At 59.9% G+C, this 15014-nt stretch carries 14 protein-coding genes; 2 read left to right on the plus strand and 12 right to left on the minus strand.

The genetic code is table 11. The annotated features are described in order from the left end of the window. Positions 1–69: 69 nt before the first annotated feature. The 10 genes from murB to CKW23_RS08560 form a co-directional block, all read right to left on the minus strand. Entirely contained in the window at positions 70–1089 is a 1020-nt protein-coding gene (gene murB, locus CKW23_RS08515; RefSeq protein ID WP_095067410.1) for a UDP-N-acetylmuramate dehydrogenase, read from the minus strand. Between the two features lie 34 nt (positions 1090–1123). After that, complete coding sequence (gene kdsB, locus CKW23_RS08520) at positions 1124–1888, minus strand: 3-deoxy-manno-octulosonate cytidylyltransferase (protein ID WP_025261019.1); 765 nt, start codon at positions 1886–1888, stop codon at positions 1124–1126. Beyond that, on the minus strand, positions 1885–2070 hold the full coding sequence (locus CKW23_RS08525) for a Trm112 family protein (RefSeq protein WP_095067411.1): 186 nt from the start codon (positions 2068–2070) through the stop codon (positions 1885–1887). Before CKW23_RS08525 ends, kdsB begins: the two co-directional genes overlap by 4 nt. A 17-nt stretch (positions 2071–2087) precedes the next feature. Next, entirely contained in the window at positions 2088–3083 is a 996-nt protein-coding gene (gene lpxK, locus CKW23_RS08530; protein WP_095067412.1) for a tetraacyldisaccharide 4'-kinase, read from the minus strand. After that, the gene (locus CKW23_RS08535) at positions 3083–3514 is read right to left on the minus strand and encodes a biopolymer transporter ExbD (RefSeq protein WP_095067413.1); all 432 of its coding nucleotides are present in this window, start codon (positions 3512–3514) and stop codon (positions 3083–3085) included. The genes lpxK and CKW23_RS08535 overlap by 1 nt, the downstream gene beginning before the upstream one ends. Beyond that, positions 3511–4185 carry a MotA/TolQ/ExbB proton channel family protein gene (locus CKW23_RS08540; protein WP_095067414.1) on the minus strand — a complete coding sequence of 225 codons (675 nt, stop codon included), beginning with the start codon at positions 4183–4185 and terminating at the stop codon, positions 3511–3513. The genes CKW23_RS08535 and CKW23_RS08540 overlap by 4 nt, the downstream gene beginning before the upstream one ends. 81 nt (positions 4186–4266) lie before the next feature. Continuing rightward, a complete protein-coding gene (locus tag CKW23_RS08545; protein ID WP_095067554.1) occupies positions 4267–6483 on the minus strand; it encodes a DNA internalization-related competence protein ComEC/Rec2 in 2217 nt (738 codons plus the stop codon). Positions 6484–6649: 166 nt separating this feature from the next. Further along, on the minus strand, positions 6650–7438 hold the full coding sequence (locus tag CKW23_RS08550) for an ABC transporter permease (RefSeq protein ID WP_095067415.1): 789 nt from the start codon (positions 7436–7438) through the stop codon (positions 6650–6652). Next, positions 7435–8367 (minus strand): ABC transporter ATP-binding protein, encoded by a 933-nt coding sequence (locus CKW23_RS08555; protein ID WP_095067416.1) that lies wholly within the window; start codon positions 8365–8367, stop codon positions 7435–7437. Before CKW23_RS08555 ends, CKW23_RS08550 begins: the two co-directional genes overlap by 4 nt. A 161-nt stretch (positions 8368–8528) precedes the next feature. Then, positions 8529–9152 carry a glutathione S-transferase gene (locus CKW23_RS08560; RefSeq protein WP_095067417.1) on the minus strand — a complete coding sequence of 208 codons (624 nt, stop codon included), beginning with the start codon at positions 9150–9152 and terminating at the stop codon, positions 8529–8531. A 159-nt stretch (positions 9153–9311) separates the two neighbouring features. Here CKW23_RS08560 and CKW23_RS08565 point away from each other — a divergent pair, with 159 nt between their 5' ends. Both CKW23_RS08565 and CKW23_RS08570 read left to right on the plus strand, forming a co-directional pair. Continuing rightward, complete coding sequence (locus CKW23_RS08565; RefSeq protein ID WP_095067418.1) at positions 9312–11759, plus strand: acyl-CoA dehydrogenase; 2448 nt, start codon at positions 9312–9314, stop codon at positions 11757–11759. Positions 11760–11834: 75 nt separating this feature from the next. Beyond that, entirely contained in the window at positions 11835–12245 is a 411-nt protein-coding gene (locus tag CKW23_RS08570; protein ID WP_025261029.1) for a PA2817 family protein, read from the plus strand. 62 nt (positions 12246–12307) lie between these two features. On the opposite strand, the gene CKW23_RS08575 is transcribed toward CKW23_RS08570, so the two are convergent. Both CKW23_RS08575 and CKW23_RS08580 read right to left on the minus strand, forming a co-directional pair. Then, positions 12308–14482, minus strand: a complete 2175-nt coding sequence (locus CKW23_RS08575; protein WP_025261030.1) for a FimV/HubP family polar landmark protein — start codon at positions 14480–14482, stop codon at positions 12308–12310. 84 nt (positions 14483–14566) lie between these two features. Continuing rightward, on the minus strand, positions 14567–15001 hold the full coding sequence (locus CKW23_RS08580) for a MarR family transcriptional regulator (protein ID WP_025261031.1): 435 nt from the start codon (positions 14999–15001) through the stop codon (positions 14567–14569). Between the last annotated feature and the right edge of the window lie 13 nt (positions 15002–15014).

The raw sequence follows: 15014 nt of genomic DNA on the forward strand, positions 1-15014 counted from the left end.
CTGTGTGAGCAGGTAGGGCTTTTTTGTATCTGCCGCTTCAGCGCAGCACGCTCTTGCGGAAGCACAGCCTCAATACAGATTGGGCTCCATCTCCAGCTCCACGCCAAAACGCTCGACAATGTCCGCCTGAATGCGACGGGCAAGGCTCAGCAATTGCAGCCCTGTGGCCTGTCCATGATTGACCAGCACCAGCGACTGAAGCGCATGCACGCCAGCATCACCTTCACGAAACCCCTTCCAGCCAGCCTGCTCGATCAACCAGCCAGCCGCCAGTTTCACGCGACCATCGGCCTGGGGATAACCCACCACGCCCGGATAGTTGCGCTTGATGGCTTCGCTCTGCCCGGCCGTCACGAGCGGGTTCTTGAAGAAACTACCGGCATTACCCAGCACCGCAGGATCAGGCAGTTTTTCACTGCGGATCTCACAGATGGCACGACTGACATCAAAAGGAGTCGGCTCCTTGATCCCCATATCGTCCAGGCGCTGGCGAACCGGCCCGTACTCCAGATGCAGGGAAGGCGCACGCTGCAAGGTAAAGCGCACCCGCAGAATCAGCCAGCGATCAGGCTGTTGCTTGAATACGCTGTCGCGGTAACCGAACCGGCAGTCTTCCAGGGAAAACTCGCACAACTCGCCGCTCTGGCGATCCAGCGCCGTCAGGCTATGGAAAACATCCTTGATCTCGACGCCATAGGCACCGATGTTCTGCATCGGGGCAGCACCCACCGTACCGGGAATCAGGCTCAGGTTTTCCAGGCCAGAAAAACCCAGTTGCAGGCATGACTGCACGAATGGATGCCAGGGCTCGCCCGCCTCCGCTTCGATAATGCCCTGAGCGCAATCTTCCTTGATGACGCGAATCCCGCGACTGGCCATACGCAGCACCAGCGCCCGGACGTCGTCGGTCAGCAACAGGTTGCTGCCACCGCCAATCACCAGCAGAGGCACATCATGCCCGGCGCTGTAGGCCAGGGCCTGACGTACTTCCTGATCGTCACGGGCCTCGGCGAAGAGTTGCGCCTGTACATCAACGCCAAAGGTATTGAAGGGTTTGAGGGAAACCCCGGACTGCACCTGCAAGGTCATGGGGTTACCTTCGATTGAACAAGACAGACTGACATCAAATCTCCAGCAAGCGCCTTACACGCTCCAGGTCTTCTGGCGTATCGACACCGGCAGGCGGCGTTTCCACGGCATCGGCCACATGAATGCGCACGCCATTCCAGAGCGCTCGCAACTGCTCCAGGCTTTCGGTGTTTTCCAGCCAGCACGGCCCCCAACTGACGAAGTCATGCAGGAAACCGGCACGGTAGGCATAGATGCCGATATGTCGGCGATAAGGCACACCTTCAGGCAATACCTCCCGGCTGCTGGCCAGAGCATCACGCGCCCAGGGCAATGGCGCCCTGCTGAACGTCAGGGCCAGGCCGTTTACATCTGCGACCACCTTGACCACATTCGGATTGAACAGTGCAGCGACATCGTCCACGGGCTCGGCCAGGGTCGAAATCCCCGCTTCAGGGTGCGCCGCAAGATTGGCCGCTACCTGATCGATGACCGCAGGCGGGATCATCGGCTCGTCACCCTGGACATTGACCACAATGGCATCAGCCGCCAGCCCCAACTGCTCGGCCACTTCGGCCAGACGGTCGGTACCGGAGTTGTGATCGTCACGTGTCATCAGGACTTGAGCACCGAATGCCTGACAGGCTTCAAAAATACGTCCGTCATCGGTGGCCACCACGACACGTTCAGCACTGCTTTTGCAGGCCTGTTCCCAGACATGCTGGATCATCGGCTTGCCCGCAATGGTTTTCAGGGGTTTGCCGGGAAAGCGGCTGGAGCCGAAACGTGCCGGGATGACCACCGTGAAAGCCGTTGTCATTTATCCAGGCGCTCTTCGGCCGTCAGGGTGCGCGCTTCGGTTTCCAGCATCACCGGGATGCCATCACGAATCGGGTAGGCAAGGCCTGCGCCTTTGCTGATCAGTTCGGTCTTGTCGGCGCTGAGCTTCAGCGGTCCCTTGCTGATCGGGCAAGCGAGGATATCGAGCAGTTTGGTGTCCATGGAGACTCCTGAAGCAATTAGGGAAAAAGACGTGTCAGTTGCTCATCGAACCAGTTGACGAAAGCAGCGCCCGGCACCGCATCCACTGCCAGATACCACCAGTCATCGGCGGCGAAGGCCCGGCATTTCACGGCATCCTTCTCGGTCATGACCACGGGCAGCGATGGCGTGAAAGTGAGCGTCTGAGCGCTGTAAACCGCATGGTCGGCAAAAGCGTGGGGTACGGGCCGCCAGTGTAATCCTTCGAGGGTATTGAAGAAACGTTGCGGGTTACCGATACCGGCCACGGCATGCAATGCCTGACCGGGCGGAAAATAATCCACTGGCTGACGCTCGCCGCTGCGCAGGTTGATCAGGGCCGAAGGCTTGAGCACAAAGCCATAACCATCGTCGCGATCTTCAAGAGCACCGTTGTAGAGCAAGGCATCGATACTGTTGAGTCGTTCAACCGGCTCGCGCAAGGGCCCAGCGGGCAGGCAGCGACGGTTGCCCAGCCCACGCGCTGCATCGATCAGCACCAGCTCAAGATCACGGGCCAGACGATAGTGCTGCAAACCGTCATCGCTGAGGATCAGATCCAGCGGTTCGGCAGCCAGCAAGGCGCGCACGGCACGGCTGCGATCAGGGTCGATCATCAGCGGCACGCCGCAACGCTGCACGATCAACAGCGGTTCGTCGCCCGCCTCGTCGGCGCTCTGCTCTGGCAAGACCCGCCAAGGCAGACTCGGCGGCTTGGCACCGTAGCCACGGCTGACCACACCAACCCGCAGCCCGCGACTGCGGCAGTGTTCGATCATCCACAGGATCAGCGGCGTCTTGCCAGTGCCGCCCACGGTAATGTTGCCCACTACCACGACCGGCACCAGTGCCCGGTAGATCTCGCCCTCACCGGCCAGGAAACGCTCACGCTTGCCGTTCACGACACGCCGGTAAAGACTTTCAAGGGGACGCAACAGCGCAAGCGCCGGATGGCCTTTGTACCAGGCGTCAAGCAAACGATCGGTAAGTGCCATCAGTTAGCCTGGTTGGCCTCGACCGTGGTCATGCGCAGATGGCTGAAACCCAGCTTGCCCGCGGCGTCCATGGCCGTAATGACCGATTGGTGGGGAGTCTTGCCATCGGCACTGATCGACAGCGGCAGGCTGGTGTCGCCTGCCGACTCGCGTTGCAGTGCTTCGATCAGGGTCGCCAGATCGTTTTTCGGCAGCAACTGGTTGTTCAGGGAAAACAGACCGTCGGCATTGATGGCGATGTCCAGATGCTTGAGGTTGGCCTCGGTATCCGGAGTGCCGGTCACCGCCTGTGGCAGATCCACGCGCAGCTGGGTTTCACGGGTGAATGTCGTGGTGACAATGAAAAACAGCAGCAGGATAAACACCACGTCGATCAACGACACGAGGTTGATGTCGATGGTCTCCCGTGGCTTGCGACGGCGAAATTTCACTTCTTCTTGCCCCCGGTGCGGGCCAGGGATTTCAGATCGACCGGCGCATCCACCAGATCGACATCACGATCGCCCTGCACCACTTCCACCAGACGAATGGCCTGTTGCTCCATACCGACCACCAGCTCATCGACACGGCTTTGCAGGAAGCGATGGAAGAAAATCGCCGGAATCGCGACGATCAGGCCAGATGCCGTACAGATCAGCGCCTTGGAAATACCGCCCGCCAGCGCACCGGCATTGGCCGTGGCACCCGAGCTGTTGAACGAACCAAAGATATCGATCATGCCCAGCACCGTACCCAGCAGACCCAACAGGGGAGCCATGGCGGCGATGGAACCCAGGGCGCTGAGGTAGCGCTCCAGATCATGGATGACCCGTGCGGCGGCTTCTTCGATGCACTCTTTCATGATCTCGCGACCATGCTTGGAGTTGGCCAGCCCCGCCGCAAGTATTTCACCCAGTGGCGAGTCGGTGCGCAGCAGCTTGAGCTTTTCGCTGTCGAGTTTCTTTTCCTGAATCCATTGCCAGACCTGCCCCAGCAGGTGCGGCGGCGTTATGCGGCTGGCACGCAAGGTCCATAGACGCTCAATGATGATGCCGGCAGCGGCGATGGAACTCAAAATGATCGGCAACATCATCCAGCCGCCAGATTTGACCAGTTCCCACACAATGACCACTCCCTGAAAAATTGGCGCCACTCTAACATAGGCTCGGCGGCTGTCCGAAGCCCGAGATGAACATCCGCACATTCAGTCACGCCAGAAGCGCTGCTCGCCCCGCTCTGCCCGGGGTTGGCCGAAAGTCCCCAGTTGCAGCCCGACAGCACCCAGTTCGGCGCTGTCGTAGCTCTTGATCCCGTGCCACCGATAACGTGCCATCACCAGTGGATGAGGATGGCCGAAGGCATTGTTGCGTCCACGGGAAATCAGCACGCCCACCGGCGCCACGGCGCGCAGGAACAGCTTGGAGGAAGAGGTCCGGCTGCCATGATGGGGCGCCTGCAACCAGTGGGCGCGCAGATCGAAATCACTGTTCAGCGCAGCCTGCTCGGCCTGCACATCGATATCCCCGGTCAGCAGCAGTCGCTCATCATTGGCCTCGACACTCAACATGCAGGACGACTGATTGCCCTCCTCGGCCTGCGCCCAACGCCAGGTCGCAAAACGCACACCATCCCACTCCCAGGTTTCATCGTTGCGACACAGTTGGGCATCGAGTCGAGGATCGAGCCTTGCCAGCTCACCGCCCAGGACCCGCAGAACCGGCATCGCCCGATGGACCGCAAGCGCGCCGCCCGCATGATCGGAATCGGCATGGCTGAGCACCATCAGGTCCAGCGTGCGCACGCCAGCCTTGCGAATGGCAGGCAGTACCACCCGCTGGCCGATATCGAACTCCCCGAAACGCGGCCCGGCGTCATACAGCAGCGTGTGATGACGGGTGCGCAAGAGAATCGCCAACCCTTGCCCGACATCCAGTTGCAGCACGTCGACCTGCCCATGAGGCACCGGTTTGAGCGGCGGGAAAACGCACAGCAATAACAGCGGCCAACCCAGCAGACGCATGGGCATGCCATGGGGCATCAATAGAAGCAGAGCGCCCAGCAGGCTCATGGCCCAGGCCCAGACTGGCACTGTGCTTGGCAGCCAGGCAGGCCGGATATCGGCAATCCAGCCCAGAACAACGAACAAGCCTTCCAGCCCAGCACCGGCCAGCCAGAGCAGACCTTCGCCAATCACGGGGATGGGCAACAGGAGCGTTCCGAGCAATGCAGGAGGCAATACGATCAGGCTGACCCAGGGCACCGCCAGCAGATTGGCCAGCGGACCACTGATGCTGACCGGCAGGTTCAAGGCCAGCAGCATCGGCAGAAGACCAATGGCGATCAACCATTGAGCCCGCGTCCAGCTCTGCCACCAGCCCCAGGCCCCGAGACGCCCACCAAAGATCAGGATCAGAATCGCCACCGCCGAAAACGACAGCCAGAAGCCCGGTTGCAAACTCACCAGAGGCTCGAAGATCAGGACCAGATTGAGCGACATCAGCAGTGGCAACAGCAGCCCGAGATGCCGAAAGCGCAAACGCCAGAGCAGCACCATTGCAACCATCACACAGGCCCGACGTACAGGCACATCGAACCCGGCCAGCAGGCCATATCCCAGCGCAGCCCCGAATGCCAGACCGCAGGCCCACGGCAGCCAGGGCAGAAAGCGCGGCCATAATCCCCGGCGAGCCAGCCCCGCGACCAGCAAATAGACCACACCGGCCAACAGACCGATGTGCTGGCCGGATATCACCAGCAAGTGCACGGTGCCGGTGTCCTGCAACACTTGCCAGTCGGAAGTCGAGAGGCCCGAGCCATCGCCCAGCACCAGTGCCGCCAGCCCGCCTTCACGGCCATGGGCCTCGACCGCCAGCAAGCGTTGTCGAATCCCGTCACGCCATGCAGCACGAGCGGGCGTCAGCAACTGCCCGTCCACCACCGTGCCGGTAGCGCCAATGCGTTGGGCCAACAACCAGGCCTGGTAATCGAACGCATCGGGATTGACCAGCCCGGCCGGCCGCTTGAGCTTGACGGCCAGTTTCCAGTGCTCGCCGCTTCGCACTTCGGGGCCGCCATACCAGGCCACACGAATCAGTTGCGGCAACCTGGCCCGCCGTGATGTTGCATCCTCCAGCTCGAAACGCACCACGCCTTCGGCAGCACTTGGCAAACCGACCACCTTGCCTTGCAGCCACAAGGTCTGCCCGTCGAGGCGCGGCAACAGACGATCGTCCAGCGCCGACTGCGCCGACACGCAGGCCCAGGTGAGTCCAAACAGAAAAAGTGCCAGTGGATAAGTGCGAAACGGCAACAGCATCAACGCGACAACCGGCATCAGCAGCAATAGCCATAGCGGAGGCAACGTGGGCAAAAAACGCAGGGCCAACAGACCCAGAGCAAGCGCGATCATCCCTGTGCGCATGAACATCCCTCAAAGCGGTAAGGCCTCAAGGATGAGCGCAACAGACAAAAATGGGCGGGATGGAGTGTTACCGGTTTTGTTCTTTAGCGGCACCCAATGTGCATAGGAGCGGATTTGTTCGCGAATGAATCCGCTCCCACAGAGAAAATACACATGTGAAAAAAGGTTACTGCCGCATCCCGCGCCCGCTCACCAGCAAGCGTACGCAGCCGATATACAGCACAAAGGTCGCCACGATCATAAAGGCCAGGGCAATGCTGATCCGGATATCGGAAACCCCCAGGATCCCGTAGCGGAAGGCATTGACCATATGCAGGACCGGGTTGGCCAGCGAGACGGTCTGCCAGAACGGCGGCAGCAGGCTGATGGAGTAGAACACGCCGCCCAGGTAGGTCAAAGGCGTCAGCACGAATGTCGGGATAATCGAGATATCGTCGAAGTTACGTGCAAAGACTGCGTTGATGAAGCCCAGCAGCGAGAAAATGGTCGCCGTCAGTACCACCACGATAACCGTCACGCCCAGGTGATGCACCTGCAGGTCGGTGAAGAACATCGACAGCAATGTCACGATCAGGCCGACCATCAGGCCGCGCAATACGCCACCCAGGGTGTAACCCACCAGAATGGTATGCGGGGAAACCGGCGAAACCATCAGTTCTTCGATGGAGTGCTGGAACTTGGCACCAAAGAAGCTCGATACCACGTTGCCATAGGAGTTGGTGATCACCGACATCATGATCAGGCCGGGCACGATGTACTGCATGTACGTGAAGCCGCCCATATCGCCGATCTGCCGGCCGATCAGGTTACCAAAGATCACGAAGTACAAAACCATGGTGATCGCTGGCGGCAGCAAGGTCTGTGGCCAGATCCGCATGAAGCGTCGGACTTCGCGATAGACGATGGTGTTCAGGGCAACCATGTTGGGACGGAATTCACCGTTCTGGCCGGTCATAGAGCCACCTTCGCCAGATTTTTTTCCACCAGAGACACAAACAGTTCCTCGAGACGGTTGGATTTGTTACGCAGGCTCAGCACTTCAATATTCTGCAGGGCCAGTTGGCTGAACAAGGCAGTGATACCAACGCTCTTGTCCACCTGAACTTCCAGAGTGTGGCTGTCCAGCAGCTTGCAGGGATAACCGATCAGTTGCGGCGCAGTCTGGTAGGCATTCTTCAGGTCCAGCACAAAAGTCTCGACAGTCAACGTGTTGAGCAACTGCTTCATACCCATGTTCTGCACGATCACACCATGGTCGATGATGCCGATGTTGCGGCACAGCTGTTCAGCCTCTTCCAGGTAGTGAGTGGTGAGGATGATGGTGATGCCTTTCTGGTTCAGCTCGGTGAGAAAGGTCCACATCGAACGACGCAGTTCGATATCCACACCCGCCGTCGGCTCATCGAGGATCAACAGGCGCGGCTCGTGGATCAGCGCACGGGCAATCATCAGGCGACGTTTCATGCCACCGGACAACGAACGCGAAGGCACGTCACGCTTGTCCCACAGCCCCAACTGAGTCAGGTACTGCTCGGCACGCTCCTTGGCAACTTTCATCGGGATGCCGTAATAACCGGCCTGGGTCACGACGATATCGAAGGTCTTTTCAAACTGGTTGAAGTTGAATTCCTGAGGCACCACGCCGATGGAACGCTTGAGTGCGGCAGGCTCGCGATCCAGGTCATGACCGAAGATATTCACGGTGCCACTGGTCTTGTTGACCAGGGTCGAGATAATCCCGATGGTTGTGGATTTGCCGGCACCGTTGGGGCCGAGCAAGGCGAAGAAATCACCTTCGGCGACGTCCAGATCAATACCACTCAGGGCCTGGAAACCGTTGCCGTAGGTTTTGGTTAGCTGCCGGATGGACAGAGCAGAACTCATATCGAAAAACACACCAATCAGGGGAAAAGAAAAAGATTGTCGCTTGAAATAGCTGCTTACAAGTTAGCGCAGCCCGGCCATGTTGCTTGGCTGCGTCGCACAAGTACAGATACATCCATTGATAGTCACTATTAACAGTGGGGCAATACTCTGCCCTGCACTTACGTCAACGGTGTCATGACCGCCTTTTGATAAGCCGGTCGCGTCTTCAGGCGCTCATACCAGGCTTTGAGGTGAGGCAACTCGGGACGTTCAATCGGCATTTCAAACCAGCCGTAGGCAAAACAGCCCAAGGGGATATCGCCCATGCCGAACACGTCGCCAGACAGGTAAGGCTGTCGGGACAGCGCGTCGTCAGCGACTTTCAACAGGCTGTGCAGGGTCTGGATACCTTCCTTGATCTTGTCCCAGTCCTGTTTTTCGGCGGGTGTGCGAACCACACCCCAGAACACCGGGCTGAAAGGAGCAGCAATGGTCGACGTGGTCCAGTCCATCCATTTATCGGCCTGGGCACGGGCCTTGAGGTCGTCTGGATACAAAGGCGTGCCGCACGCATGCAGAGCGGCCAGATAACGCACGATGGCATTGGACTCCCAGAGCACGAAATCGCCGTCTTCGATCATGGGAATACGGCCATTGGGATTCCTGGCTCGGTACTCAGCCCCGTCCACCAACCCGAATGCACCACCGGCATCCTGGGTTTCATAGGGCACACCCACTTCTTCGGCAATCCACAGTGCCTTGCGCACGTTGCTGGAATTCTTGCGTCCCCAGATCTTGAGCATTGCATTCCCTCGGCAATTGTTCTGAAAAATGTTCGCACGCCAGTCTAACCTGAGAACACCGCAACTTCCTTGACCATGAAAGGTCACTAACGATGTCGGCGCAGATCGGCCAGGCGAACAGCCTTTGCCAGAAGCCAATGTCATCACGGGGGAATACTTATGCTGTTGCTGTGGATTGTTGTTCTGGTGGTCGGCATTGCCTGGCTGGCCCATCGACGTACCGACCCGCTGCCTGCATTGGGCATCGTTGCGGTCTACCTGCTGGCGATGGGTATTTTCAGCCATGCACCGGGCTGGTTGCTGACCGTTTTCTGGATACTCTGGCTGGCAGTTCTGCTGCCACTGGCATTGCCGGATCTGCGCCGCAGGTTCTTTACGGCTCCTATGTTCGCCTGGTTCCAGAAAGTGTTGCCGCCCATGTCCGAAACCGAGCGCGATGCCATCGACGCCGGGACCGTCTGGTGGGACGGCGAACTGTTCAGTGGCCGTCCGGACTGGGACAAATTGCTGGCCTATCCCAAGGCCCGCCTGACCGAAGAAGAACAGGCCTTTATCGATGGCCCGACCGAAGAACTCTGCGCCATGGTCAGCGACTGGGAAATCGGCCAGGCCATGGACCTGCCACCTGAAGCCTGGGCGCATATCAAGGAACATGGCTTCTTTGCGCTGATTATCCCCAAGGAATACGGCGGCAAGGGCTTCTCGGCCTACGCCCACTCCCAGGTCGCCATGAAACTGGCCACCCGCAGCGGCGACCTGGCGTCCACGGTCATGGTCCCCAACTCCCTGGGCCCGGCTGAACTGCTGCTGCATTACGGCACCGACGAACAACGCAATTATTACCTCCCGCGTCTGGCCCGTGGCGAGGATATCCCCTGCTTCGCCCTGACCGGCCCGCTGGCCGGCTCCGATGCTGGCGCGATGCCCGACACCGGCATCATCTGCAAAGGCCAGTGGCAAGGTGAGGAAGTGATAGGCCTGCGACTGAATTGGGAAAAACGCTACATCACCCTTGGCCCGGTAGCGACGTTGCTGGGTCTGGCTTTCAAGGCCCATGACCCGGAACATCTGTTGGGCGACGAAGAAGACCTGGGCATCAGCCTGGCCCTGATCCCCACCGACACACCGGGCGTGGAAATCGGCCGCCGCCACCTGCCGTTGGGCGCGGCCTTCATGAACGGCCCCAACTCCGGCAAGGATGTGTTCATCCCCCTGAGCTACCTGATCGGTGGTCAGGAAATGCTTGGCAAAGGCTGGATGATGCTGATGAACTGCCTTTCGGTGGGCCGTTCGATCTCGCTGCCGGCCGTGGGCACCGGTGCCGCCAAATACACCAGTCTGGTGACCGGCCAGTACGCGCAGGTGCGAGAGCAGTTCAATGTTCCGCTGTCGGCCTTCGAGGGTATTCAGGAAGCACTGGCACGTATCGGCGGCAATGCCTGGCTGATGGACAGCGCCCGGATCCTGACCGCCAATGCGGTGGACCTGGGAGAAAAACCCTCGGTCCTGTCAGCGATCCTCAAATATCACCTGACCGAACGCGGCCGCGAATGCATCAGCCACTCCATGGACGTCCATGGCGGCAAGGGCATTATCATGGGGCCGAACAACTACCTGGGCCGCAACTGGCAAGGTGCGCCGATCTTCATCACCGTGGAAGGCGCCAACATCCTTTCCCGTAACCTGATGATCTTCGGTCAGGGCGCGATTCGCTGCCATCCGTTCGTCCTCAAGGAAATGGCCCTGGCTGGTCGCGAAGACAAGGATAACGCCCTGGCCGAGTTCGACACCCTGCTGCTCAAGCACATCGGCTTTGCGGTGAGCAACGCGGCCAGCACCCTGGTGCTCAATCTGGGCCTCGGCCATTTCGAGCGGGCACCGGGCGACAGCCTGAGCCAGGGTTATTTCCGCGCACTCAACCGTCAGGCCGCTGCCTTCGCCCTGCTGGCGGACTTGAGCATGATGCTGCTGGGCGGCGAGCTGAAACGTCGTGAACGCCTGTCGGCCCGATTGGGTGATGTGCTGAGCCATCTGTACCTGGGTTCGGCCGCACTCAAGCGCTATTACGACCAGCATTCGCCAGAGCATCTGCGTCCCCTGCTGCGCTGGGCCATGGAAGAAAGTCTGGGGCAATCCGAGCGGGCACTGGACGAGTTGCTGAGCAACTTCCCCAACCGTCTGCTGGGCGGCCTGCTGCGAGTGGTGATCTTCCCGTTCGGCCGTCGTCACAAAGGTCCGTCGGACAAACTGGGTGCCGAAGTCGCGCAAGTGCTGGGCCGCGCCAAGGGTGACGCTACGCTGGAAGAGCTTCTGGCCGGTTGCTATCGCCCACAGGCGGAAGGTGATCCGGTCGCAGCACTGCAACAGGCCTGCGACTTGCTGAGCGAAGCCCAACCGCTGCACAAAAAGCTGCAAAAGGCGGTCAAGAGTGGACAGGTCAAGCCTGAGCCGGGCGAAAACATCATCGATGCCGCCCTGCGCCTTGGCGTCCTGATGCCCAGCGAAGCACAAAGCCTGAAGACTGCAGAGGCCGCACGCCGCAAGGTGATCGACGTGGATGATTTCGACAAGGAGCAATTGACGCTGGCACCGGGCAAGACTCGATAAGCATCAGTGCATTAGCACAGCGAGCGCGCAGAGCCTTATACTCTCGCGCTCGTTTTTGTCTTTGAGGATCACATCATGGCCGACGCCACTCTCGACCACCATCTCAGCCTGCTGACGCACCTGCGCAGTATTCTGGTCGCGCTGGGCGAGGCCGACCAGGTTCCCGAGGAAAGCCATGCGCTGTTCCTGGAACGCTTCGACGAGTTGATCACGCTTCTGCCCCAAGACCCTATCGAAAGTCAGTATCTGGGTCAGGACATCATCTGCCAGGTGATCCAGCGCTACCCGCAGATTGCCCATCTGGTGCCCCGCGACCTGCTCTGGTTCTTCGCGGGTGATTGCCTGCATTTCATGCCGGACGACGAAATCGACATGTATCAGGCACTCGAAGAGCGCCGTTACGAAGCCGAACAGAATGACGAGCCTTTTGACTGGAACCAGGAAAAACAACTGCTGGCGATGTCGGAGCAAAGCAGCAAGCATTGAGTAATGCTTTTCGCGAATAAATTCGCTTACGGTATAGGAGCGAATTCATTCGCGAATAACGATCAGCTGATCCCCGCCAACAACTCCCGCGCCATCTGTTTGTGCTGCTCGTCGGACTCTTCAATGACCTGCAGCAATATTTCCCGCGCTGCTTCCATATCGCCCTCATCGATCAGCACCTGAGCCTCGTTGATGCGAGTCAAGGGGGCTTCGTCCAGATCCAGCAGGTCGAATTCCGAATCGTCGTCCATGAAGCTATCGAGAAACTCGTCGCTCAGGGCGTCGCTATCGGCCGGTTCGATGACTTCAATCGGCTCGATGACTTCAGGCTCAGCGTAATCACTGAGGAACTGATCTTCAGGCAGCTCGAACACTTCAGGTAACTGGGTGAGGTTCGAGGCGAAGGCCGGATCAACTTCCGGGGCGGCAGGTTCTGCCGGCGCGGCCGCTTTGCTACGGGTCGGTGGAGCATCGAAAGGATCGACCAGATCCCAGTTGGCATCCATCGACAGGTCATCCAGGTTCAACTGGAACTCGTCGATCTGCTCAGGGTTGAGCGCAGCGGCTGCTGTTTCGTCGAGCTGGGCCGCTGGCGCTTCGGGCTGTGACGATTTTTCAAGAATCAGCGGCGCAGAGACGGCGGCTATGACCGCTGCCGTAACAGCAGGTGGCTCGCTGACTTTCATTTGCGGATAACGCGCATGAATTTCCTGGATTTTCTCGGCATCGACACCATGTCGCAGAGCTGCCTCTTCTTCCCTGGCGAAGCCGGCAACATCGCCCTGCTCGGCCAGCAGCTCAAGCATTCTGATGCGGATATCTTCACGCTCCGGCTGTTTGACCAGAGCATCACGCAGGATGCCCAATGCCTCGCTGAACCGTCCATAGGCGATATAGATGCTGACGCCATCCAGCGCATCCGGGGCGGCGCCCGCAAGACGTGGCGCAACAGGTGCCTTGATCGCCGGCGCAGGAGCAGCAACCGGTTGCGGCTCGGCAATGGTCGGCACCTCGAAGACCGGGAGGATGGTCGACTGGGCGGGTTTGATCAGCGGCTCTTCCGGTGCCACGATGGGCTCCAGGTCTTTCCTGGCCTGATGACGGCGTTTTGAATAGGCAAATGCCAGCAGGAGCAGGACGATAACGACCGCCCCCAGCAACAGAGGCCAACTGATGAAGGAATCGCTCTGCACGGGTTGCGCTGCCACAGGTACGGGCGCAGCCGGAGCAACAGCCGGATTGGCCGCTGGTCTGGTCTGGACCTGTGCCAGTTCAGTGCGCAGGGCCGTGATCTGTTTGTCCTTGCCTGCCAACTGTGCTTGCAGTTCCTGGGTCGTGACCTTGAGGTCTTCCACGGCCCTGTTCAACTGCTGACTCTCAATGGCTGCCGCGGCCAGTTGATCGGCAGTCCGCTGGGCCTCGACAGCCTGGGCGTCGGTCGGTGCGGTCTTTGCCACCGGGGCGGCTGCGGCGCCAGTCGGCACTGCCGCAGCATCCGGCAGCAGCAACACCTGACCGACCTTCAAGGCAGCGTTCGCGCCACTGGCAAAGGTCTGCGGATTGAGTGCGCGGATCCCCTCGGCCAACTGGCTTGCAGACACCTTGCCCTGAGGCTCTTGAACCTGCCGGGCGATGCCATTGAGCGTATCGCCTTCGGCCACGGTGTAACGTTTGCCTTCCCGGGCAGCAGGTGGCGCAACCGGCATGCGCGTCTCGGGCGCTGGCTGGGCGGCGCGTTCCTGTTTCCGGCTGCGGATCGCGGCCTGCCCTTCAGGCGTAGTAGCCGGGTCGAGCAGCAAGGTATAAGTGCGCAACTGATCGCCGTTGGGTCTGGCCAGTTGCACCATGAAGTTCAGGTAGGGTTCGGTGACAGGCTTGCTCGATACCACGCGAATCACGCCGCGATTACCACGAATGACCGGGGTAAAGCGCAGGTCATTGAGGAAGAACGAGCGTTCGACATCGGCCTTGGCGAAGGCTTCGGCCGAGGCCAGCTTGGCAACGACATCTTCAGGTCCCAGGCCGCCGGTTTCCAGCAGCGCGATCTCGGCATCGAGTGGCTGGTTCAAGGCCGAATGCAGAGTGATATCGCCCAGCCCCAGAGCCGAAGCGAGTGTCGAATAACACAGCGACGACACGACCAGAGAGGCAGCCAGCAGGCTCTTGTGAACACTGGTTGCAACCTTGCGCTGCGTGCCACCGGCACTCTCGAAAACAGCCTGAGAACTCTTCAGCATGCGAACCCTTATGGAAAGCTTGGCGTAATCGGTAATGGACTTCACTGTCCGTCAGCAGTATGAGCGAGAACCCGTGGCCTCGCCTCAGGATCTTTCCAGATTGGCCAGAATCCGTGCGTGCACGCTCATGCACACTCGCAGCTCTTCTTCGCTCACCCCTTCGAACAGCTCGATACGCAACGCATTGGCGATGGTTTCGATCTTCTCGATCAGGGGACGTGCCGCATCACTGAGGACGATTTTCTTGGCGCGGCGGTCTTCGAGAACAGCCTGACGCTGCACCAGTTGCTGAGCTTCAAGGCTGTCGAGCAGACGCGCCAGGGTCGGGCCTTCGACGCCGATGCTCTGGGCCAGTTCGCGCTGGGTCGGCGGCTCTTCATGACGCGCCAGATGCAGCAGGACCAGCCAGCGCGCCTGGGACAGCCCCAGGTCGGCGAGGCGGCGGTCCAGTTCGGCGCGCCAGCCTCGGGTGAGATGCGCCAGTTGCATCCCGAAACGATGTTCATCAGTCAGCGGCATAAAAAACTCATAT

Source organism: Pseudomonas sp. Irchel 3A18, assembly GCF_900187465.1.
Lineage (GTDB): Bacteria > Pseudomonadota > Gammaproteobacteria > Pseudomonadales > Pseudomonadaceae > Aquipseudomonas > Aquipseudomonas cichorii.

What these genes read in the sequence shown, in the direction of transcription:
- murB (WP_095067410.1), bottom strand. Translation starts at nt 1,089, where the DNA reads ATGACCTTGCAGGTGCAGTCCGGGGTTTCCCTCAAACCCTTCAATACC.
- kdsB (WP_025261019.1), bottom strand. Translation starts at nt 1,888, where the DNA reads ATGACAACGGCTTTCACGGTGGTCATCCCGGCACGTTTCGGCTCCAGC.
- CKW23_RS08525 (WP_095067411.1), bottom strand. Translation starts at nt 2,070, where the DNA reads ATGGACACCAAACTGCTCGATATCCTCGCTTGCCCGATCAGCAAGGGA.
- lpxK (WP_095067412.1), bottom strand. Translation starts at nt 3,083, where the DNA reads ATGGCACTTACCGATCGTTTGCTTGACGCCTGGTACAAAGGCCATCCG.
- CKW23_RS08545 (WP_095067554.1), bottom strand. Translation starts at nt 6,483, where the DNA reads ATGCGCACAGGGATGATCGCGCTTGCTCTGGGTCTGTTGGCCCTGCGT.
- CKW23_RS08550 (WP_095067415.1), bottom strand. Translation starts at nt 7,438, where the DNA reads ATGACCGGCCAGAACGGTGAATTCCGTCCCAACATGGTTGCCCTGAAC.
- CKW23_RS08555 (WP_095067416.1), bottom strand. Translation starts at nt 8,367, where the DNA reads ATGAGTTCTGCTCTGTCCATCCGGCAGCTAACCAAAACCTACGGCAAC.
- CKW23_RS08560 (WP_095067417.1), bottom strand. Translation starts at nt 9,152, where the DNA reads ATGCTCAAGATCTGGGGACGCAAGAATTCCAGCAACGTGCGCAAGGCA.
- CKW23_RS08565 (WP_095067418.1), top strand. Translation starts at nt 9,312, where the DNA reads ATGCTGTTGCTGTGGATTGTTGTTCTGGTGGTCGGCATTGCCTGGCTG.
- CKW23_RS08570 (WP_025261029.1), top strand. Translation starts at nt 11,835, where the DNA reads ATGGCCGACGCCACTCTCGACCACCATCTCAGCCTGCTGACGCACCTG.
- CKW23_RS08575 (WP_025261030.1), bottom strand. Translation starts at nt 14,482, where the DNA reads ATGCTGAAGAGTTCTCAGGCTGTTTTCGAGAGTGCCGGTGGCACGCAG.
- CKW23_RS08580 (WP_025261031.1), bottom strand. Translation starts at nt 15,001, where the DNA reads ATGCCGCTGACTGATGAACATCGTTTCGGGATGCAACTGGCGCATCTC.